The sequence below is a fragment of the Rhodoferax sp. XS2R6 genome, assembly GCF_056521365.1.
On record NZ_JBWMAY010000001.1, the window covers coordinates 163,210 to 183,611 of the forward strand.

The 20,402-nt window shown below is 61.7% G+C and carries 17 protein-coding genes and 1 tRNA gene; 10 read left to right on the forward strand and 8 right to left on the reverse strand.

Annotated features, from left to right (window positions below; genetic code table 11):
* Position 1 precedes the first annotated feature (1 nt).
* From AC097A_RS00775 to AC097A_RS00790, 4 genes are all read left to right on the forward strand, one after another.
* Positions 2-628 carry a response regulator transcription factor gene (locus tag AC097A_RS00775; RefSeq protein ID WP_094478892.1) on the forward strand — a complete coding sequence of 209 codons (627 nt, stop codon included), beginning with the start codon at positions 2-4 and terminating at the stop codon, positions 626-628.
* Positions 629-699: 71 nt separating this feature from the next.
* The gene (gene folD / locus AC097A_RS00780) at positions 700-1,575 is read left to right on the forward strand and encodes a bifunctional methylenetetrahydrofolate dehydrogenase/methenyltetrahydrofolate cyclohydrolase FolD (RefSeq protein WP_315496129.1); all 876 of its coding nucleotides are present in this window, start codon (positions 700-702) and stop codon (positions 1,573-1,575) included.
* A gap of 53 nt (positions 1,576-1,628) precedes the next feature.
* Positions 1,629-3,674 (forward strand): M3 family metallopeptidase, encoded by a 2,046-nt coding sequence (locus AC097A_RS00785; RefSeq protein ID WP_479619399.1) that lies wholly within the window; start codon positions 1,629-1,631, stop codon positions 3,672-3,674.
* Between the two features lie 34 nt (positions 3,675-3,708).
* Complete coding sequence (locus AC097A_RS00790) at positions 3,709-4,347, forward strand: glutaredoxin family protein (protein ID WP_370446694.1); 639 nt, start codon at positions 3,709-3,711, stop codon at positions 4,345-4,347.
* A gap of 66 nt (positions 4,348-4,413) precedes the next feature.
* Here AC097A_RS00790 and AC097A_RS00795 read toward each other — a convergent pair whose 3' ends face one another.
* The 6 genes from AC097A_RS00795 to cysS all read right to left on the reverse strand — a co-directional run bounded on the left by AC097A_RS00795 (position 4,414) and on the right by cysS (position 9,620).
* Positions 4,414-5,223 (reverse strand): mechanosensitive ion channel family protein, encoded by an 810-nt coding sequence (locus AC097A_RS00795; protein WP_105260346.1) that lies wholly within the window; start codon positions 5,221-5,223, stop codon positions 4,414-4,416.
* Between the two features lie 172 nt (positions 5,224-5,395).
* Positions 5,396-5,488: transfer RNA gene (locus tag AC097A_RS00800), tRNA-Ser, on the reverse strand.
* 105 nt (positions 5,489-5,593) lie between these two features.
* On the reverse strand, positions 5,594-6,559 hold the full coding sequence (tilS, locus tag AC097A_RS00805; protein WP_479619400.1) for a tRNA lysidine(34) synthetase TilS: 966 nt from the start codon (positions 6,557-6,559) through the stop codon (positions 5,594-5,596).
* A 30-nt stretch (positions 6,560-6,589) separates the two neighbouring features.
* A complete protein-coding gene (locus tag AC097A_RS00810) occupies positions 6,590-7,567 on the reverse strand; it encodes an acetyl-CoA carboxylase carboxyltransferase subunit alpha (protein ID WP_105259504.1) in 978 nt (325 codons plus the stop codon).
* A 14-nt stretch (positions 7,568-7,581) separates the two neighbouring features.
* Positions 7,582-8,244 (reverse strand): DNA-3-methyladenine glycosylase family protein, encoded by a 663-nt coding sequence (locus AC097A_RS00815; protein WP_105259505.1) that lies wholly within the window; start codon positions 8,242-8,244, stop codon positions 7,582-7,584.
* A complete protein-coding gene (gene cysS, locus AC097A_RS00820) occupies positions 8,244-9,620 on the reverse strand; it encodes a cysteine--tRNA ligase (RefSeq protein ID WP_479619401.1) in 1,377 nt (458 codons plus the stop codon). Before cysS ends, AC097A_RS00815 begins: the two co-directional genes overlap by 1 nt.
* 186 nt (positions 9,621-9,806) lie before the next feature.
* On the opposite strand from cysS, the gene AC097A_RS00825 reads away from it, so the two are divergent.
* The 5 genes from AC097A_RS00825 to AC097A_RS00845 are packed head-to-tail and all read left to right on the forward strand — an operon-like array spanning position 9,807 to position 14,248.
* Positions 9,807-10,925 (forward strand): nuclear transport factor 2 family protein, encoded by a 1,119-nt coding sequence (locus AC097A_RS00825; RefSeq protein ID WP_479619402.1) that lies wholly within the window; start codon positions 9,807-9,809, stop codon positions 10,923-10,925.
* Positions 10,926-10,953: 28 nt separating this feature from the next.
* On the forward strand, positions 10,954-12,237 hold the full coding sequence (locus tag AC097A_RS00830; protein WP_479619403.1) for a L,D-transpeptidase family protein: 1,284 nt from the start codon (positions 10,954-10,956) through the stop codon (positions 12,235-12,237).
* Positions 12,237-12,917, forward strand: coding sequence for a peptidylprolyl isomerase (locus tag AC097A_RS00835; protein ID WP_479619404.1), 681 nt, complete (start codon positions 12,237-12,239; stop codon positions 12,915-12,917). Before AC097A_RS00830 ends, AC097A_RS00835 begins: the two co-directional genes overlap by 1 nt.
* Before the next feature lie 3 nt (positions 12,918-12,920).
* Positions 12,921-13,427, forward strand: coding sequence for a peptidylprolyl isomerase (locus AC097A_RS00840; protein WP_315478265.1), 507 nt, complete (start codon positions 12,921-12,923; stop codon positions 13,425-13,427).
* 17 nt (positions 13,428-13,444) lie between these two features.
* Positions 13,445-14,248, forward strand: a complete 804-nt coding sequence (locus tag AC097A_RS00845) for a UDP-2,3-diacylglucosamine diphosphatase (protein ID WP_479619405.1) — start codon at positions 13,445-13,447, stop codon at positions 14,246-14,248.
* On the opposite strand, the gene AC097A_RS00850 is transcribed toward AC097A_RS00845, so the two are convergent.
* Positions 14,223-15,845, reverse strand: coding sequence for an HD domain-containing phosphohydrolase (locus tag AC097A_RS00850; protein ID WP_479619406.1), 1,623 nt, complete (start codon positions 15,843-15,845; stop codon positions 14,223-14,225). The two genes, AC097A_RS00845 and AC097A_RS00850, sit on opposite strands and share 26 nt — an antisense overlap.
* A gap of 85 nt (positions 15,846-15,930) precedes the next feature.
* Positions 15,931-18,660 carry a DUF349 domain-containing protein gene (locus AC097A_RS00855; RefSeq protein WP_479619407.1) on the reverse strand — a complete coding sequence of 910 codons (2,730 nt, stop codon included), beginning with the start codon at positions 18,658-18,660 and terminating at the stop codon, positions 15,931-15,933.
* Positions 18,661-19,576: 916 nt separating this feature from the next.
* On the opposite strand from AC097A_RS00855, the gene AC097A_RS00860 reads away from it, so the two are divergent.
* Positions 19,577-20,401, forward strand: a complete 825-nt coding sequence (locus AC097A_RS00860) for a transglycosylase SLT domain-containing protein (protein WP_315496120.1) — start codon at positions 19,577-19,579, stop codon at positions 20,399-20,401.
* Position 20,402: the final 1 nt, after the last annotated feature.

Genomic DNA, 20,402 nt, shown 5'->3' on the forward strand with positions numbered 1-20,402 from the left:
AATGAGCTTGATCCCCAAAAAAGGAACGGTTTACGTAGTCGATGACGACGAAGCAGTGCGGGACTCCCTGCAATGGCTGCTAGAGGGCAAGGGTTACCGGGTACGGTGTTTTGATTCCGCCGAATCCTTTTTGAGCCGCTACGACGCGCGCGAAGTGGCCTGCCTGATTGTGGACATCCGCATGGGTGGCATGACCGGACTGGAGCTGCAAAGCCGCCTGATCGAAGCCAAGTCTCCCCTGCCCATCGTCTTCATCACCGGCCACGGCGACGTGCCCATGGCCGTGGACAGCATGAAAAAAGGCGCCATGGACTTCATCCAGAAGCCTTTCAAGGAAGACCAGTTGGTCAGCCTCGTGGAGCGCATGCTGGAACACGCCAAGGACACCTTTGCCGACTACCAGCTCGCCGTCAGCCGCGACGCCCTGCTCTCCAAGCTCACGCTGCGCGAAAGCCAGGTGCTGGAACGCATCGTGGCCGGGCGCCTGAACAAACAGATTGCCGACGACCTGGGCATCAGCATCAAGACGGTGGAGGCGCACCGCGCCAACATCATGGAAAAACTCAGCGCCAACACCGTGGCCGATCTGCTCAAAATTGCCTTGGGCCAGAACGCACCGAAAACCTGACGCTCCCATTTTTATAGCACCTCGCGCCCGCTCTGCCTCCGCTGCGGGCGTTTTTACTTGAAGACACGACCATGACAGCCTCTACAGCCCAGACCATCGACGGCAACGCCCTGGCCGCCCAATTGCGCGGCGACGTCGCCAGCCGCACCACCGCCCTCAAGGCCCGTGGCCTGACACCTGGCCTGGCCGTGGTGCTGGTGGGCGACAACCAGGCCAGCCAGGTCTATGTGCGCAACAAGGTCAAGGCCTGCACCGACGCCGGCCTGCATTCGGTGCTGGAAAAGTACGACGCCACCATGACCGAGGCAGAGCTGTTGGCCCGCGTGGACGCACTCAACAACGATCCCAGCATCCACGGCATCCTGGTGCAACTGCCCCTGCCCGCCCACATTGATGCGCACAAGGTCATTGAGGCCATCTCGCCTGCCAAGGACGTGGACGGCTTCCACGTGGCCAGCGCCGGCGCACTCATGGTGGGCCAACCCGGTTTTTGGCCCTGCACGCCCTACGGCTGCATGAAGATGCTGGAGAGCATTGGCTACAACTTGCGTGGCAAACATGCAGTCGTCATTGGCCGCTCCAACATCGTGGGCAAACCCATGGCCATGATGTTGCTGCAACAGAACGCCACCGTCACGGTATGCCACAGCGCCACCCCGGACCTCAAGGCCATGACCCTACAAGCCGACGTGGTCGTGGCCGCGGTGGGCAAGCGCAATGTGCTGACCGCCGACATGGTCAAACCCGGCGCCGTGGTGATCGACGTGGGCATGAACCGTGATGACGCCGGCAAGCTGTGCGGCGACGTGGACTTTGCTGGCGTCAGCCAGGTGGCCAGCCACATCACCCCCGTGCCCGGCGGCGTGGGCCCCATGACCATCACCATGCTGTTGGTCAACACGCTGGAGGCGGCCGAACGCGACGCCGCCCAGCGCGGGCTTGCATAAGCCTGGCTTGCCCCCACCTATTCTCCAGTTCCACTGCTCTGACCTGCACCACCATGAATCCTTTGCTGAACACCGCTGGCTTGCCCTTGTTTGACCACATCCGGCCCGAGCATGTGGAACCCGCCATGGACGCCTTGCTGGCCCAGGCCGAGCAGGCACTGGAAAAGGTCACTGCGGCCGATTTCCCCGCCGAATGGCACGCGATTGCCCGCGAACTGGATGTGGCCACCGAACGCCTGGGGCTTGCCTGGGGTGCGGTCAGTCATTTGAACAGCGTAGCTGACACGCCCGAACTGCGTGCAGCCTACAACGCCGCCCTGCCCAAAGTCACCGAGTTCTGGACCCGGCTGGGCGCCGACGAGCGCCTGTACGCCAAGTACAAGGCCATTAACACCAGCAGCCTGAACGCCGAGCAGCTACAAGCCCACAAAAACGCGGTGCGCAACTTTGTACTGGGTGGCGCGGAGCTGCAAGGCGCCGAGCGTGAGCGTTTTGCCGCCATCCAGGAAAAGCAGGCCGAGCTAGGCCAGAAGTTCAGCGAAAACACGTTGGATGCGACCGACGCCTTTGCCTACTACGCCACGGAGGCCGAATTGGACGGCGTGCCGCCCGATGTGGTGCAGGCCGCCCGCGCTGCCGCTCAGGCCGAAGGTAAGGAAGGCTACAAACTCACATTGAAGATGCCCTGCTACCTGCCGGTGATGCAGTTTGCCAAGAGCAGTGCTCTGCGCGCCGTGCTCTACCGCGCTTACGTGACCCGCGCCTCCACCGAAGCCGAGCCCGAGTTCCAGAAGTTTGACAACAGCAACATCATTCGCGACATCCTGGCACTGCGCCAGGAAGAGGCGCAGCTGCTGGGGTATGCCAACTTTGGCGCCCTGTCCGTCGTTCCCAAAATGGCCGACTCTCCCGCCACGGTAGTCACCTTCCTGCGCGACCTGGCCCGCAAGGCCCGCCCGTTTGCAGAAAAAGACATTGCCGACCTGCGCGCCTTCGCACGCGACGAGTTGGGCCTGAACGACCCGCAGGCCTGGGACTGGCCTTACATCTCCGAAAAACTCAAGGAAGCGCGTTACGCCTTCAGCGAGCAAGAGGTCAAACAGTACTTCACGGCGCCCAAAGTACTGGCAGGACTGTTCAAGATTGTGGAAACCCTGTTTGACGTGGAGATTCGCGAGGACAGCGCGCCCGTGTGGAACCCGGGCGTGAAGTTCTACCGCATTGAGCGCCGCGGCGCGCAAGGCCTGCAGCTGGTCGGCCAGTTTTACCTGGACCCCACGGCCCGCAGCGGCAAACGCGGTGGCGCCTGGATGGACGATGTGCGTACCCGCTGGCTGCGCCCTGACAACGGCCAGCTGCAAACCCCGGTGGCCCATTTGGTCTGCAACTTTGCCGAAAGCGTGGATGGCAAGCCCGCGCTGTTGACGCATGACGATGTCACCACGCTGTTCCACGAATTTGGCCACGGCCTGCACCATATGCTGACCCAGGTGAACGAGCGTGATGTCTCGGGCATTAGCGGCGTGGAGTGGGATGCGGTGGAGCTGCCCAGCCAGTTCATGGAAAACTTCTGCTGGGAATGGAACGTGCTGCAGCACATGACCGCCCATGTGGAAACCGGTGCCGCCCTGCCCCGTGCGCTGTTCGACAAGATGCTGGCCGCCAAAAACTTCCAAAGTGGCATGCAGACCCTGCGCCAGATTGAGTTTTCCCTGTTCGACATGCTGCTGCACACCGACCACGACCCGGCCGCCGACTTCATGCCCCTGCTGGCACAGGTGCGCCAGGAAGTGGCCGTGCTGCAGCCCCCGGCCTGGAGCCGTACCGCCCATACCTTCAGCCATATCTTCGCTGGTGGTTATGCGGCAGGTTATTACAGCTACAAGTGGGCCGAAGTGCTGAGCGCAGACGCCTACGCCGCGTTCGAAGAGTCGGCAGATACCGAGGGTTTGCCCAACCCCGAAACCGGCCGACAATACCGCATGGCCATTCTGGAAGCCGGTGGCAGCCGCCCGGCCATGGAGTCGTTCAAAGCCTTCCGGGGCCGCGAACCCTCTCTGGACGCGCTGCTCCGGCACCAGGGCATGGCCCAGCCTTGAAACCTTGTTGATACACACCTTGCAGGATGACCTTATGACAATGCAGACCCGCATCACCCTCCTCGGCGCCTTGGCCCTGGCACTGCTGGGCCAAGCCAGCGTGGCGCAACCGGTTTACAAGATCGTGGGCCCGGACGGCAAGGTGACTTTTTCCGACAAACCTCCCGCTGCAGCCGACAAAGGCAAAGTCGCGGCCACAGGCGCAGCGTCCAGCGGTGCGGCGGCGGGTTCCGACCTGCCCTACGAACTGCGCCAGGTGGCCTCCAAATATCCAGTGACCCTTTACACCGCATCGCCCTGCGGGCCTTGTGATAGTGGTCGGTCCCTGCTGAAAAACCGAGGCATCCCGTTCAATGAACGAACCGTAAGCACGCCCGAAGACCAAGAAGCCCTGCAACGCTTGGCAGGAGACAACTCTCTGCCCTACGCCACCATTGGCAGCCAGAAACTCAAAGGCTTTTCCGATCTGGAGTGGACTCAGTACCTGGACGCAGCAGGTTACCCCGGTACATCCACCCTCCCCAGGGGCTACCGCTTTGCTGCCCCTGCGCCTCTGGTGGCCGTACAGAAACCTGCTGCAGCCCCCAAAGAAGCGCCAAAACCTGTGGAGCCTCCGAGCCCAGCACCTGCTGCTGCGCCCGCCCCCTCCAACCCCGCCGGTATCACCTTTTAAGCGCCACACAGCGCCCAACAAAAAGGCTGCCCGAGGGCAGCCTTTTTGTTGTTTGCACGCTCCCAGTTAAAGGGTGCGATGCGCCACGGGGGTTTCGGGCACTGGGTATCCCGCCGCACCAAAGGTGCTGACCACCGCTTTGTGCGTGTCAAAGTACACCTGCCAGTAGTGGTCGGTGTGGGTATAGGGACGCACACACAGCAAGGGGCCTTCAGGCGTGAACTGCAAAATCTCGATATCGGGAGCTGGCGTTGCAGCCACGTTGGGGATTGCCGCGACCGCACTACGCAGCCGCGCAATCGCATCCAGCACATCGACTCCGTTGGCCACCTTGGCCACACAGTCCACACGGCGGTAGGCCAAGGTGCTGAAGTTCTGGATCGAACCCGAAAACACGGTGTTGTTGCCCACAATGGTGACCACGTTGTCTGGTGTGATCAACGTCGTACCAAACAGGCCCAGCTCTTTGACCGTACCGGTCACGCCGCCCGCAGTCACAAAATCACCCACCTTGTAGGGACGCAACACCTGCATAAATACGCCGGCTGCAAAATGGGTCAACAAACCACCCCAGGCCGTACCAATGGCCAGGCCAGCACCGGCTAGCAGCGCGGCAAACGACGTCGTCTGCACACCAAAAATATCCAGAATCGCCAAGATCAGAACCACGTTCAGAATCACTGACAAAATGGAGTTGAGGTAGTTGGCCAGCGTCTGGTCGACCTTACCGCCTCGCTGCAAGGCGGCACCCAACAAACGCAGGGCCAGCGAAATCAGCCAGCGCCCCACAATCCAGGCGCCCAAAGCGCCCAGCAGCTTCAAACCGAAATCCGCGCCTTGCGTGGTGAGAAATGTCCAAATGACTTCTGTGTTCACGTGCCTGTCCTCCTGAAATGAAATAAAAATCGCCGCCGCACAGCCCAGCAGGCCGCGTTTGACAGTGGGCATGATAGCCGTCGCATCGGGATGGGCTTAAGGTGTGTCTGTGAACTGCGTCACGTACAGACGAAAAAAAAGCCCGATCACTGATCGGGCTTTTTTAACTTTCTGGCGGAGACGGAGGGATTCGAACCCTCGATGAGGCTCTACACCCCATACTCCCTTAGCAGGGGAGCACCTTCGGCCACTCGGTCACGTCTCCTAAAGGTCAGGCAGGATTATCGCACAGACTCTGGCCTGTTTTTCCCAAACCCATGCTTGGCCCAGATCAAAAGCCCTGTGTGAGGCAACCCACTACCTCACATGGCTATGCGGGCCGGTACCACGCAAGCACCGGGCCCTTGCGCTCCACAAAACCGTCGGCCACTTTGATGTGAATGTGGTGGCCGCGGGTGGTACAGGCAGCAATCTGTTGTTGCAACTCTGCGAGTTGGGCTGCACTCGGAATCACACCGTAGGCACTGGCCAACCAGTGGCGCAGGGCATTGGCCTGGCGCGCCGGAGAAAGGGCTTGAAGTGCCTTCACTGCAGGCAGCCCATCGTCAGCGCGGCACACCGCACTCAAATCCGCCGTCGCTATGTCATTCAACAGGCCCTGGGCCTGTGCGGCATGGGCCGCACTGCGGGCCAGTGTGTCGCGAAACTGCGGAAACACAGCCTCCAGCGCGGGCAACAGATGGGCGCGAATGCGGTTGCGGGTGAAACGCTGGTCGGTGTTGGTCGGGTCTTCTACGAACCCCACACCCCGCGCGACCAACCACGCCCTAATGTCCGCGGCCGACACTTGCAGCAGAGGCCGGTAAAAGGTCAGGCCATCCCGCTGCCACTGTGCAGGCATGGCGCTCAGGCCACGCAGACCCGCACCGCGACTCAGCGCCAGCAATAAGGTCTCCACCTGGTCATCCGCATGCTGGGCAAGCGCTATGGATTTAATAGCTGCTTGCGCAGACTCCATATGGGCTAGAGCACTAAAAGCCTTATATCTGGCAATACGGGCGGCATCCTCGGGGCTTTGGCCGGGTGTATGCCCAGCATCCACCTTGAGCACCCGCAAGGGCACATTCAGCTGACCGCACAGCGCAACACAGTGGGCTTCGAAGTCGGCCGCCGCGGCCTGCAGGCCGTGGTTCACATGGAGGGCGACCACCTGCCCCGGCCAGCGCTCGGCACAGGCGATCAGCAAAGCGGTAGAGTCCGCGCCCCCACTGAAAGCCACCCCTAAAGGCAAAGCGGGCTGAAAAGCCCGCAGGGCCGCATCCAGTGACTGGGTCATGGCGTGCGGCAGGTCGCCGGCGTACCCGGCTTATTTGCCGGTGGCCTTGGTGTCGGTAAAGCGGCCGTAGCTTTGCAGGCGCTCGTAGCGGCGGTCCAGCAGCTCCTTGACCTTGAGGTCGCTGATCTGGCGGTAGGCATCGGCCAGCGCGCGCTTGAGGAAAGCCGCGGCCTGCTTGGTGTCGCGGTGCGCGCCACCCACAGGTTCATTCACGATCTTGTCTACCAGGCCCAGGGCCTTCAAGCGGTGGGCGGTGATGCCCAGAGCGTCGGCCGCGTCCTGCGCCTTGTCGGAGGTTTTCCACAAAATCGATGCGCAGCCTTCAGGGCTGATGACCGAGTAGATGGAGTACTGCAGCATGATGACCTGGTCGGCCACCGAAATAGCCAAGGCGCCGCCGGAGCCACCTTCACCAATGATGGTGGTGATGATGGGCACTTCGAGTTGCGCCATCTCGAAAATGTTGCGGCCAATGGCTTCGGATTGGCCGCGCTCTTCGGCGTCAATGCCGGGGTACGCGCCTGGCGTGTCCACAAAGGTGAACACCGGCAGCTTGAACTTCTCCGCCAGCTTCATCAGGCGCAGGGCCTTGCGGTAACCCTCGGGCTTGCTCATGCCGAAGTTGCGCAAACCACGCTCCTTGGTGTCGCGCCCTTTTTGCTGGCCCAGCACCATGCAAGGTGTACCGTTGAACCGGGCCAAGCCGCCCACAATGCTCAGGTCGTCGGCAAAGTGGCGGTCGCCATGCAGCTCCACAAAATGCGTGAAGATGTCATTGACATAGTCCAGCGTGTAGGGACGCTCGGCATGGCGCGCGATCTTGGTGATTTGCCAAGGGGTCAAATCACTGTAAATGTCTTTGGTGAGCTGCTGGCTCTTCTTGCTCAGCTGGTCGATCTCGGCGGAAATGTCCACCGCGGACTCGTTTTGCACATAACGCAACTCTTCGATCTTGCCTTCGAGCTCGGCAATAGGCTGCTCAAAATCGAGAAATGTCTTTTTAGCCAACGCTGTTTCTCCTTCTAGTACGCGACCGGTAGGGGGTCGAGAGAGCGCCAAATATACCAAGTTGCCACGCTGCAGTACGGCGCCCAGGCGGCAGCCACCTCGCGCGCGTCGCTGCGGCTCACCACATCGCCTGAAAAATAGTTTTGGCTGATGCCCTGGATCAGGCCATCGTCATCCAGCGGCAGCACATTGGGCCGCATCAGGTGAAAGATCAGGAACATCTCGGCCGTCCAGCGGCCGATGCCGCGGATCGCCACCAGTTCCGCGATGATTTCCTCATCGCCCATGCCGTCCCAGTCCTTGACGTGCAGGGCGCCGTTATCAAAGTGCAGGGCCAGGTCCACCAGGTATTCCACCTTGCGCGCACTCAGGCCAGCAGCGCGCATGTCATCCACCTTGAGCTTGAGCACATTGGCGGGTGTCATCTTGCGCGGTAGCAACACAAAGCGGTCCCACACGGTCTGGGCCGACTTAACCGAAATTTGCTGGCCCACAATGCTGCGCGCCAGGGTCACAAAAGCGTCGCCCCGGGTTTGCAGGCAGGCATCGCCAAACTGGGGGATCAGGCGCTTCATCACCCGGTCTTTTTTCACCAGATGCTTGCAAGCCTCCTCCCAAAAATAAGGGGTCGCGAGGACTGGGGCCTGCTCTTCGGCCTTTTTCGCGGAGGTAGCCATTACTGCACAGCTTCCCAGGTCGTGCCCGCTGGCGAATCCTTGAGCACAATGCCTTGGGCCAGCAAGTCCTTGCGGATGCTGTCGGCCAACGCAAAGTCCTTACCAGCCTTGGCGGCGGCGCGTTGGGAGATCCGGGACTGAATGGCGGCCTCGTCCAGACCGGCACCGGCCTGCAAAAAGGCTTTGGGGTCGCCTTGCAACAGCCCCAGACATGCCGCCAGGGCCTTGAGCAGACCGGCCAGGGCTGGCGATTTGCTGCGATTCACCTCAGAAGCCAGGTCGAACAACACGGCCACCGCCTCGGGGGTGCCAAAGTCTTCGTCCATGGCCGCCTTGAAGCGCATCGCGTAAGGGTTGGCCCAGTCCACGGTAGTCTCTGGTGGCGCAACCTGGTCCAGCGCGGTGTAAAGGCGCTTGAGGGACTGGCGTGCGTCGTCCAGGTGCGCATCGCTGTAGTTCAGGGCGCTGCGGTAGTGGGCGCGCACGATGAAAAAGCGCACGGTTTCTGCGTCGTACTGTTTCAGCACATCGCGGATGGTGAAGAAGTTGCCGAGCGACTTGCTCATCTTCTCGTTGTCCACACGCACAAAACCGTTGTGCACCCAGAAATGGGCCAGCGGCTTGCCCGTGGCGCCTTCGCTCTGGGCGATTTCGTTTTCGTGGTGGGGAAACTGCAGGTCGGCCCCGCCGCCGTGGATGTCAAAGGTTTCGCCCAGCGTGGAGCAGCTCATGGCCGAGCATTCAATGTGCCAGCCCGGACGGCCGGAGCCAAATTCACTGGCCCACTTGGCATCGGCCGGCTCTTCGGGCTTGGCCGATTTCCACAGCACAAAGTCCAGCGGGTCTTCCTTGCCATCCAGCACCGCCACACGCTCACCGGCACGCAGCTCGTCCAGCGACTTGCCCGACAACTTGCCGTAGCCGGCAAACTTGCGCACCGAGTAGTTCACATCGCCATTGCTGGCGCGGTAGGCCAGGCCCTTGCTTTCAAGCTGGCCAATCAGGGACAACATTTGCGGCACATATTCAGTGGCACGCGGCTCCAGCGAAGGTGGTTCAATGCCCAGCGCGCCGATGTCGGTATGCATCGCCGTGATCATTTCATCGGTGAGCTGGCGTATGGTGATGCCCCGCTCCAGCGCACGTTTGATGATCTTGTCGTCAATGTCGGTAATGTTGCGCACATAGGTCACGCGCAGGCCACTGGCCTTGAGCCAGCGCTGCACCACATCAAACGCCATCATCATCCGGGCGTGGCCAATGTGGCACAGGTCGTAAATGGTCATGCCGCACACATACATGCGCACGTGTCCGGGCTCTGCGGGTGAAAAGGGTTGCAACGAACGCGACAGCGTGTTGTAGATGCGCAAACTCATGGGTATCTCGAAACCAACTCACAAAAGCAGCGAGCCCATGGCAACCGAAGACTCGGTTACGGGGCTCGCTTGGTGTCCAATCAGGGTTTTGCCAAGGGGTTGGCAGGCACACCCCTCAGCTACAATGCAACGCAGTATAAGCCCCCTGAAGAGGGGTCCTCCGACGCGCTAGATTCCAAAGGCACTATGAAGCACGCCCCCTCATTTGTAAGCATGTCACTGCGTTTGGTGGCACTTGCGGCCGCCCTCGTCTTTTCTACCGCCCATGCGGATGACTACTCCGACGTTTCCCAGTTGGCACGCAACGGTAAATTCAATGAGGCACTCGCCAAGGCCGACCAGTACCTGGCGGGCAAACCCCGCGACCCGCAAATGCGTTTCATCAAAGGCGTGGTCCAGCGCGACTCCGGCAAAACCTCCGAGGCCATCGCCACCTTCAGCCGACTGACCGAAGACTACCCTGAGCTGCCTGAGCCCTATAACAACCTGGCTGTGCTTTACGCCGGTCAAAGCCAGTTTGACAAGGCCCGCACCGCGCTGGAAATGGCGATCCGCACCAACCCCAGCTACACCACCGCCCACGAAAACCTGGGCGATGTGTATGCCAAGCTGGCCAGCCAAGCCTATGGCAAGGCTTTGCAATTGGACGCGTCCAACACGGCGGTAGCACCCAAACTGGCCCTGATTCGCGAACTGTTCAACCCGGCACTGGCCAAGGGCCAGCGTCCGTCCAGTACGCCGGCCGTCACTGCACCGCCACAAGTGGTCGCCGCTGCAACGCCCCCCGCCAAGGCACCGCCAACGCTGACGCCACCCGCCGCCGTCAAACCCCCGCCCAACCTGCCCGCCGCAGCGCCCGCCCCTGCGGCAGCGCCTGCCGTAGCCGCCGCGACGGCTGCAGCCGCGCCAGCTGCAACGCCAACGCCGCCCAGTACGCCAGAACCGGCAGCCCCCAGCCAATCCGCCCAAGCCAGCAAAGACGCCGAAGCGGCCGTACGCGCATGGGCCCGTGCCTGGGCTGCCAAAGATGTGAAAGGCTATCTGGCTGCATATGGCAAAGAATTTGACCCACCCGGTAATGCCAGCCGCAGCGCCTGGGAAACGGAACGCCGCCAACGCATCGGTGGCAAGTCCAAAATTACCGTCAAACTCGACAACCTCAGCGTGAGCGTGAATGGCGACAAGGCCGTCGCCAAATTCCGCCAAGACTACAAGGCAGACGCACTCGCGGTCTCCAGCCGCAAGACCCTGGATCTGGCCAGATCCGGCGACCGCTGGTTGATTGTTCGCGAGTCGGTGAACTAACAGGCCCTTGCGGCCTCTACTGTTGCCAATGACCCGCCTTCGCGAGCCGGTGCGTCCCGGCCCCTTCCTGCGACGCTTTTGCAGCGTGCCTCTGTACCTGCTGGTACTGTGGGCGGGTGTCGCATCCGCACAAACCAACGCCAGCAAACGCCTGGACAAGGCCAACATCCAGCGCACCAGCGCAGCACCCAGCGCCTTGGCAGCCCAGGGCGTAGCCGAGGCACGCCTGATCGAGGTTTACAGCCTGATCGGCAAGGGTCAGAGCCGCGAAGCCCTGGGCAAAGCAGAACAGCTGGCACAAGAGCTGCCTCACTTTCAGCTCGCCCAGCTGGTCTATGGCGACTTGCTGGCAGCGCGCACACGCCCCCTGGCCAAGCTGGGCGACGTACCCGACACCATGGCCAAGGCCGCCCCCGCGGTGCTGAACGAGTTGCGCGAAGAGTCGCTGCGGCGCGTACGCGCCCTGCGTGAGCGCCCACCGGCAGACATGGTGCCCGCACAGTTTTTGCAACTGTCCCAGCGCACACGGCACGCCATTGCCGTGGATGCCTCCCGCTCGCGCCTGTACCTGTTTGCCAATACGCCAGCGGGATTGAGCCTGGTAGCGGACTACTACATATCTGTCGGCAAGGCTGGCACGGCCAAAGACGTGGAAGGTGACCAGCGCACGCCGCTGGGGGTGTACTACATCACCAGCAACCTGGACCCCAAGTCGCTCAAAGACTTTTATGGCTCCGGCGCCCTGCCCATCAACTACCCCAATGTGCTGGATGCCAAGCGCGGCAAAACTGGTAGCGGCATCTGGCTGCACGGCACGCCGCCCAACCAGTTCTCGCGCCCACCCCAGGCCACCGACGGCTGTGTGGTGCTGGCCAACCCGGACCTGGAACACATCATCCGCACGGTAGAAGTGCGTGCCACGCCCGTGCTGATTGCGCCGCAGCTGCGTTGGGTCAGCCCCAGCGCCTCGCGCACCGAAGCCAAACCTTTTGAGGACGCCCTGCTGGCCTGGCGCAATGCCAAGACTGCCGGTGATGTCAGTCAGGTGCTGTCTTTCTACACCGCAGACTTCAACAGCAATGGCAAAACCCTGGCGCAGTGGACCCCGACCCTGCGTTCTGAAATGCAAAAAACACAAGGCCGCACGATTCAACTCAAGGACGTGTCCTATCTGCGCTGGACCGACAGCGCCGACACCATGGTGGCCACCTTTGGCGAAGTGGCGGATGGGGTGCGCACCGGCCTGACCAAGCGGCAGTACTGGATACGCCAGGACAACCAATGGAAAATTTTCTACGAAGGAATTTTGTAATGCGACCCTGGATGGGAAAGCCGCTGCGCGGCCTGTGGTTGGTTTGCACATTGGCCTCGTTGAGCTGGACAGCGGCCGCACAAAACCCACACGTCAAGTTTCAAACAAGTGCGGGTGAATTCACGGTGGAACTGTATGCAGACAAGGCCCCCAAAACGGTGGAAAACTTCCTGCAGTACGTGAAAGACAAACACTACAACGGCACGATTTTTCACCGCGTCATTCCCAACTTTATGGTGCAGGGGGGCGGTTATGACAGCAAGTATGTGGAAAAACCCACACGGGCACCGGTGCCGCACGAAGGCCGGGAAGCCCTCTCCCGCGGTGGCCCGCGCAACACCGTGGGCACCCTGGCTATGGCCCGTACCAACGACCCGCAGTCCGCCAGCGCACAGTTTTTCATCAATGTGCAGGACAATGCGTTCCTCGACCCGGTGCTGATTCCGCCGGGTGACCCGGTGCCCAAGTTTGAATACCAGGGCCAGGTCTACAAGGACACGCCGCGTGCGGCGCTCCTGAATTCACCACAGCTGTTTGGCTACACCGTATTCGGCAAAGTCATCAGCGGTCTGGACGTGGTTACCAAAATCAAATCCACCCCCACCGGCGCAGGCGGCCCGTTCCGCAGCGACGTTCCCCAAACCCCTATCACCATCAACTCCGCCATAGTGGCGAAATAAACCATGAGCAATCCCCAAGTCGAACTCCACATTACCGGCTACGGCGTCATCACGCTGGAACTGGACGCAGACAAAGCACCCAAGTCCACCGCCAACTTCCTGGCCTATGTGAACAAGGGCCACTACAACGGCACTATCTTCCACCGTGTCATCCCCGGCTTCATGGTGCAAGGCGGCGGCATGGAACCCGGCATGGGCCAAAAATCCACCGATGCGCCCATTGAAAACGAAGCCAACAACGGCCTGAAAAACAATGTGTACACCGTGGCCATGGCGCGCACCGGCGACCCGCACTCTGCCACCGCCCAGTTCTTCATCAACATCGCCGACAACGGCTTCCTGAACCACACCGCGCCCTCCACCCAGGGTTGGGGCTACGCCGTGTTTGGCAAAGTGATTTCGGGCACTGAGGTGGTGGACAAGATCAAGGCCGTGAAAACGGGCCGCAAGGGCTTCCATGACGACGTGCCGAAAGAAGACGTCATCATCGAAAAAGCCGTCGCACTGTAAACCGCAAGGGCCGGGGGATGGAACTACACGCGCCATCCCACTGGCAACGCATCGACGTCATTTCTGACCTGCACCTGCAGGCCAGTGAACCGCAGACCTTCGAGGCTTGGCGCCAGTATCTGGGCCAGACCACGGCGGATGCGGTTTTTATTTTGGGCGACCTGTTTGAGGTGTGGGTGGGTGACGATGTGCTGACCCAAGCCTCCAGCTTCGAAGCCGAATGCAGCCGTGTACTGCAGCAAACGGCGCAACGCCTGCCGGTCTACCTCATGCACGGCAACCGCGACTTCCTGATGGGCGATGCCCTGATGCAGGCCTGCGGCGCCACCCTGCTCCCAGACCCCACTGTTTTACAAATGGGCGCGGAGCGCTGGTTGCTGAGCCATGGTGATGCCTTGTGTCTGGACGACACCGAGTACCAGGTTTTTCGCACCCAGGTGCGCAGCCCGGAATGGCAACGCACATTCCTGAGCCAAGCCCTGGCCACTCGGCAAGACATTGCCCGCAATCTACGCAGCCAGAGCGAAGCCAAAAAGCAGGTGGGAACCGAATACGCCGATGTCGACACTCCGGCTGCGCTGCAATGGCTGGGAGCTGGAAATACCCTGCACCTGCTGCACGGCCATACACACAAACCTGGTTTTCACACGCTCGATGCGACGCATGACCGAACCGTGCTCAGCGATTGGGATGTAGGTGCAACGCCGCCACGGGCGGAGGTGCTGCGCTTGTCGTGGCGCTCAGATGCAAAGTCAGGTGTGCAGGTCAGCCGCCTACGGCCGGACAGCCCCGAGATCAGTTCACCCAGGCTTGCGGATTAACGTCGTCAATCTGCCAGGGGTCCAGAAACTGCTCGGCGTAACGCAGGTAGACCTGCTCCTGCACAAAAATGTCGAACAGGTCAGGGTCGATATGGCCACCGGTGCGGAACTTGTGCATGATGCCCATGGCTTGGGATAACTTCATGCCCTGTTTGTAGGGGCGGTCGCGCGCGGTCAGCGCCTCAAAAATATCGGCAATACCCATCACCCGCGCCTGTACCGACATCTGCTCGCGTGTCAGCCCCTTGGGGTAACCCTTGCCGTCCATGCGTTCATGGTGCCCACCTGCGTACTCGGGCACATTCTTCAGGTGCTTGGGCCAGGGCAACTGCTCCAGCATCTTGATAGTGGCGACGATGTGGTAATTAATGGTGTCACGCTCACCTGCGGTCAGTGTGCCGGCGCGGATGGTCAGGTTTTCAATCTCGTCCGCCGTCAGAAAGTCGGACTCCACCCCATCGGTATTGCGCCACAACGTGCCGGTGCCTATCTGGCGCACCCGCTCGGTGTCAGCGTCTTTCATAAATTCACCACCCTGGTTGGCCTTGCGCAAGAATTCGCGGTCTGCGTCCAAGGCGTCAATCGCGGTACGCGCCCCTGCCATGATGTCCGCCTCGGCATCGGCTTCGCGCACTTCACGCAGCGCCAGCTGTTCGCGCAATGCCGCAATTTCCAGGTCGCGCTTGAGCACTTCAAAACGCGTGTCCACCAGTTGCATGCGGTCAAACAGGGTTTGGAGCTTGGTGGCCTTATCCACCACATGCACGGGTGTGGTGACCTTGCCGCAGTCGTGCAGCAGGCCGGCAATCTTGAGCTCGTAACGGTCGCGGTCGTCCATGGTGAAGTCCGCCAGCGGCCCGCCCTGCGTGGCATTCACGGCCTCGGCCAGCATCATGGTCAGCGCTGGCACGCGCTGGCAGTGGCCCCCGGTGTAGTGCGATTTTTCGTCGATAGCCAAGTTGATGAGGCTGATGAAAGACTCAAACAAGGCCTCCAACTGCGTCATCAGGTTGCGGTTGGTGATGGCAATGGCCGCTTGCGAGGCCAGGGACTCGGCCAGGCTTTGGTCGGCACTGGAGAAGGACACCACGGCACCAGTGTCCGGATGCTTGGCGTTGATCAACTGCAGCACCCCGATCACATCGCCCTCGTGGTCCTTCATGGGCACCGCCAGGAAAGACTGCGAGCGATAACCCGTGCGTTCATCAAACTGGCGGGTGCCCGAGAAATCGAAGTTGGGCTCGGTATAGGCGTCCGCGATGTTGACCGTCTGGTTGTGCAGCGCTGCGTAGGCGGCCACCAGCGAGTCGTTGGGCTGCCCCTGCGCATCATGCAGGGGCAGGTTGGGAAAATTAATCGGTTTGCCCGAAGTGCCGCCCATGGCGATATGCAGCGAATCGGTGCGCAGGATCTCGAAACGCAGCTCCTGCTGGTCATCGGTCACGCGGTAGAGCGTGCCGCCATCGGCATGGGTGATGGTCTTGGCAGCCACCAGAATGCTTTCCAGCAAGCGTGTGATGTCACGCTCTTTGGAAAGTGCCGAGCCAATCGCATTGAGTTGCTCCAGCCTGCGCAGCAGATCGTCCACTGAGTCCACGGTTTCCCCCTTGGTCAAAGCACCCGCCTGGGCACGGCCCATTGTTCCACAGGCCCCCCATTGCGCCTATACGGCGCCCGCCGTTTTAACGCTTGAGCAACACTTTGAGCACCGTCTGCAAGCGGCGTGCATCGGCCGCGTTGAACTCGCCCGACAACACGGCTGCAGCGTCCTGGCCCCAGGTCTGTGCGGGGGCGGGGTCGTTGCGGCGCGTGAGCAATTGCAGCTGCAGGCCACGGCGCGCATCCAGATGCTCGGCAGGCGTAGGCACTTCGGCCGCCATTTCCAGGCGCAACAAGGATTGCACCGCTTGTGGCTTGGCAGTGCCCTCCACGGCCTTCACCCAGACAGTGCGGTTTTGGGCTGCGGCACGGCTGCCCAGCTCCTGAGCAGAGGGCACCAGGGAGGCGTCGCGCTTTTCCCACGCGGCGAGCAGTTGGGTCAGTGCTTCGCCATGGGCCTGGGCGGCCAGTTTCTTCAAGGCCAGTTGGGCGTGTTCCAGCGCATCGCGCTGGGCGCGGAAGGCGGTATCTCCCAGGCGCGGCGCAGCAGGTGCGTAGCTGCGGTCCCCACGATCACCCCGGTCGTCGCGACGCGGGCCGCGGTCACCCCAGGGAGCTGCGGCGCCATCACGACCACCGCGTCCGGCACCGCCGTCTTTGCGGTCGCCAAATTTGCCACCACGACCGGGAGCGGCGGGTGCTTCTTTTTTCATGCCGGGGCGGTCGTCGCCACGCACGGCCACCACGGGTTTGGGTGCTGGCTTGGCAGGGGCGGCAGGCGCCACCGGGGCTTCCGACACAAGGGCGTCGGTCGACGTGTCGGCTTCTGCATCGCCATCCGCTATCGATTCAGTAGCTGCTTGCGCAGACTCGACGGGGGCTGGAGCCATATTCGGTGCCTCAGCAGCTGCAGACTGGGCTGCCTGCTCTTGCGCACCGGCAGCTGTCACTTCGGCCTGCGCCTGGGCTTGGCCTTGCAAAGCGGCTTCCAGTGCGGCCATGGCGGCGCGAATCGCCTGGGCATCGCCCGAGGCGTTGGCGGCTTCCAGTGCCTTGGCGGCATCCAGCACACTGCGGTCACGCGCGCCCAAGGCGGTTTCGGCCTTTTCACGCTCGGTGGTCTTGCGGTTGAAGGCGTCGTCGATAGGCTTGCGGAAGGCGTCCCACAGCTTTTGCTCCTGGCGGCGGTCAATCGGCACTGCATGGGCTTGTGCCTGCCAGCGCTGCTGCAGCGCCTTGACGGCGTCGATGCGCAGCACCGGCGCGGCGCCCAGCACCTTGGCTTCTTCGATCATGGCGTGGCGGGCGGCCAGGCTTTGGGCCTGCAGGGCTTCCAGCGGTGCCGCGGCGTTGGCGATGGCGGCTTTCCACAGCGGCTGCAGCTCGCCAAACACCTTTTCGCCCACGTGTCCACCTTCGCGCCAGCGGTCGCCAAACTGGTGCAGGATGCGGTTGAAACCCTTCCAGTCATCGTCCAGCGCGGTGCGGTTGGCCTCGGCCCAGGCGTTGACCTCGGCAATCAGCGCCAGGCGCTGGGCCTTGTGCTCGGCGGATTCTGCCTTGACCTTCTCCAGCCAGCCCTCGACCACCTTGTAGGCCTCGTTGCAGGCTTCGTCAAAACGCTTCCACAGCGCGTGGTTGGGCACGCCGCCTTGGTCGGTTTGTTTCCACTGGTCGCGCAGGGTGCGCAGGGTTTCCTGCATCTTGCGTCCGCCAATGGCTTGGCCTTCGGGGCGCTTAAGCAGGCCTTCGGCTTTGGCAACCAGCTCCTCGCGGATCTGGTCGGCGCGCCAGCGCTGCCAGCCTTCCAGTTCACCGGCGGCCGCCAGCGCGGCATGGGCCTGGTTTTCCAGCTTGCCGTCAATCACTTTGCCAAATTCCTTGAGCGCATTGCGCAGCGCATTGGCCGCACCAGTACTGGCTTTGCCGTGGCCCTCGGCCACTTCCTGTTCCAGCGTGGTCAGCGCGGCGCGCACGGCAGTGCTCGCCTGGGCGCGCACTTCGGGGTCCACCTTGGGTTTGGCCTGTTTAGCCGGTGCCTCGGCGGGCACGCCGCGCGCGGCGCGCAGTTCGTCCGCCCACACGGGCACGGGCGGCAAGGGTGCGCTGGCGTCGGCCGCAGCGGCCACGGCCAAGTTCAGGGCCGCCTGAAAAGCATCCCACACCACCAGCAGCTGGCCGCGCGAGGCGTCCAGCAATGGTGGGAATTTGAGGTCCACACTGGCCCAGCTGGCATGCGCCACCAGGGCGGTGGCCTGGGTTTGCCAGTGGTCCACGTCAACCCGCAGGGCATCCAGCGCGGCCTGGGCATCGCCCCAGGGTTTGGTGGACAGCACTTCAATCCGCTGGGCCAACAACACCGCGGCCTCACGCTGCACTTGCACCTGGTGCTGCAAGTCTTCAATGCCACGTACACGTTCGGCCAACTGGGTCTTCAGGGTGGCCAGGGGCTCTTTGCTCAGGGGCGCGCCGGCTTTGGCGGCGTCACGCTGCCAGGCCAGGGCGTCGGCAATATTGAGTTTGGCGGTGTCGATGAGGGCCTGGGCACGAGCCGCCCACTCCGCGGCCAGCAGCTCTTGCCCCTTGGAGCGCTTGGCTTCGTCCAGACGCTCGCGCACCAGCTTGGCGGCGCCCTTGTCTTTGACGCTGAGCTCGCGGAACACCTCGGCCAGCAGATCGGCGCCGGGGTTGCCCTGCAGCCACTCCCGGATGCGGGAGGCCCGGTCGCCTGCGGTCGCGGCGGTGAATGCGCCGCCGGTCAGGCTGTCCAGTTGGGCAATGTCGAGGTGTTTGGCGGAGTTGGACGAGGTCACAGTGGGTAGCAATCAGGGTTGGTAAACAAAAATACAGCCGGGTATTTTCGCCTCGAAATGCCCTGCCCCTTCCGTTTTTTACTGCACCACGGTTACCAACACCAAATTGTGCGGCTGCTGCACACCCAGATTTATAAGAAAATCAGCCATAACGCTCATGGAATATGCGCAAGCAGCTCCTTTATTGATAGCAAACAAAGGTGCCGAACTGGCTCCATGTCTTTGGCGACAAACCCTGACTTTCCCTAGAGAGACGCATATGCCTCTATATATAGAGACGCGTTCGCTTGGCGGAGCGTGTTCTGGGCAAAAGGCAAGGGCAAAAGAAAGCCCGACAGAAGTCTGAACAGACCGCTGCCGGGCTCGATGGCTGACCGAAGGTCCATGCCATCACGGGTTGTCGCAGGGGAGCGTACTGTCCCACCACGAACATGAAGCAATAGATTGCCTCCTTGGGGTTACCGGGGCCGCTTTATCACGGTGCCTGAAGCACGGACTGGCTACTGCCGGTAAAACGCCTGAATGTTCAGGCCCACGCAGTCTAGGCACGAGGCTCGGCAGTTTCAAATCAAAGTTTCAATGGCCTACCGTCTGTCGATTGGCGGCTTAAGGCCAATGCTCTAAATGCGCAAAACTGCCAATTTTTTGGCAAAAACAGCCCAAAAACAAACCAATAAATATATCAAATCAATTTGATATGGTTGACTGTGCATATAAAAGCCACCTAGAATCCGCCCATCCCAAGTTTTGACTAGGGATTACCCGCCCCGCTGCCGAACCCGGCATATTCAAATCGCTGCACATGTCGAGACGACGCCGCAGGATATTGATAGCGTACCAACCCAAACGAGGTGTCCGAACCGCCCCGCTGTATTGCAGCGCCAAGGTCCTGGCCCCCGCCAAAGAAGGAAGAGCTATGACAGCGACTCAACAATTCACCCAGGGCCTTCGCATCGTTGCGAAAGACATCGCCCAGGGTTTCTTCGAAATTACCCACAACGGCTTCGCCCTCCTCGGCTTGGCTGTCATGTTTGCCGCCATCACCCTGACGGCACGCCCCGAAATCCGCCAAGCCGGCGAACTCCAGCTCATGGGCTGGCTGCAAAACCGCCACGTGGTAGCCACCGGCATTGCCACAGAACCTGACGCCGTGGAGCGCGCCACCGCAGCCAACCCGCAGGCCCTGCCCAAGCAGCAAGCGGCTGTGGCGTTTTGGCTGAGCAAAAAGTACAGCGTGGCCCCCGAGCCACTGAGCGCACTGGTGGCCGAGGCGTATGAGATTGGCCAACGTACCAAGCTGGACCCCACCCTCATTCTGGCCATCATGGCTATTGAGTCGGGTTTCAACCCCTTTGCTCAGAGCCACGTGGGTGCCCAGGGCCTGATGCAGGTCATGACCAAGGTGCACAGCGACAAGTACGAAGGTTTTGGCGGCAAACATGCCGCGTTTGACCCCGTGTCCAACTTGCGTGTGGGTGTGAAGGTGCTGCAGGAATGTATTGCCCGCGCCGGCTCCATCGAGGGTGGCCTCAAGTACTACGTGGGTGCCGCCAACCTGGAAGACGACGGTGGTTATGCTGCCAAGGTAATGGCAGAACACGCCCGCCTGCAGTCTGTCGCCACAGGCAAACCCATGCCCTTGGCCGCGCCGCCAGTCACCTCAGTGCCTGTCAAGCTGCCTGCGCCCGAAACAGCACAGCCGGTTGGCGTGGAAAACGTCGCCCACCTGGCCAACTCCTGAG

Excerpts from the sequence above, each read along its gene's own strand:
- AC097A_RS00775 (WP_094478892.1), top strand. The coding sequence starts at position 2 with ATGAGCTTGATCCCCAAAAAAGGAACGGTTTACGTAGTCGATGACGAC.
- folD (WP_315496129.1), top strand. The coding sequence starts at position 700 with ATGACAGCCTCTACAGCCCAGACCATCGACGGCAACGCCCTGGCCGCC.
- AC097A_RS00785 (WP_479619399.1), top strand. The coding sequence starts at position 1,629 with ATGAATCCTTTGCTGAACACCGCTGGCTTGCCCTTGTTTGACCACATC.
- AC097A_RS00790 (WP_370446694.1), top strand. The coding sequence starts at position 3,709 with ATGACAATGCAGACCCGCATCACCCTCCTCGGCGCCTTGGCCCTGGCA.
- tilS (WP_479619400.1), bottom strand. The coding sequence starts at position 6,559 with ATGACCCAGTCACTGGATGCGGCCCTGCGGGCTTTTCAGCCCGCTTTG.
- AC097A_RS00815 (WP_105259505.1), bottom strand. The coding sequence starts at position 8,244 with ATGGCTACCTCCGCGAAAAAGGCCGAAGAGCAGGCCCCAGTCCTCGCG.
- cysS (WP_479619401.1), bottom strand. The coding sequence starts at position 9,620 with ATGAGTTTGCGCATCTACAACACGCTGTCGCGTTCGTTGCAACCCTTT.
- AC097A_RS00825 (WP_479619402.1), top strand. The coding sequence starts at position 9,807 with ATGAAGCACGCCCCCTCATTTGTAAGCATGTCACTGCGTTTGGTGGCA.
- AC097A_RS00830 (WP_479619403.1), top strand. The coding sequence starts at position 10,954 with ATGACCCGCCTTCGCGAGCCGGTGCGTCCCGGCCCCTTCCTGCGACGC.
- AC097A_RS00835 (WP_479619404.1), top strand. The coding sequence starts at position 12,237 with ATGCGACCCTGGATGGGAAAGCCGCTGCGCGGCCTGTGGTTGGTTTGC.
- AC097A_RS00840 (WP_315478265.1), top strand. The coding sequence starts at position 12,921 with ATGAGCAATCCCCAAGTCGAACTCCACATTACCGGCTACGGCGTCATC.
- AC097A_RS00845 (WP_479619405.1), top strand. The coding sequence starts at position 13,445 with ATGGAACTACACGCGCCATCCCACTGGCAACGCATCGACGTCATTTCT.
- AC097A_RS00860 (WP_315496120.1), top strand. The coding sequence starts at position 19,577 with ATGACAGCGACTCAACAATTCACCCAGGGCCTTCGCATCGTTGCGAAA.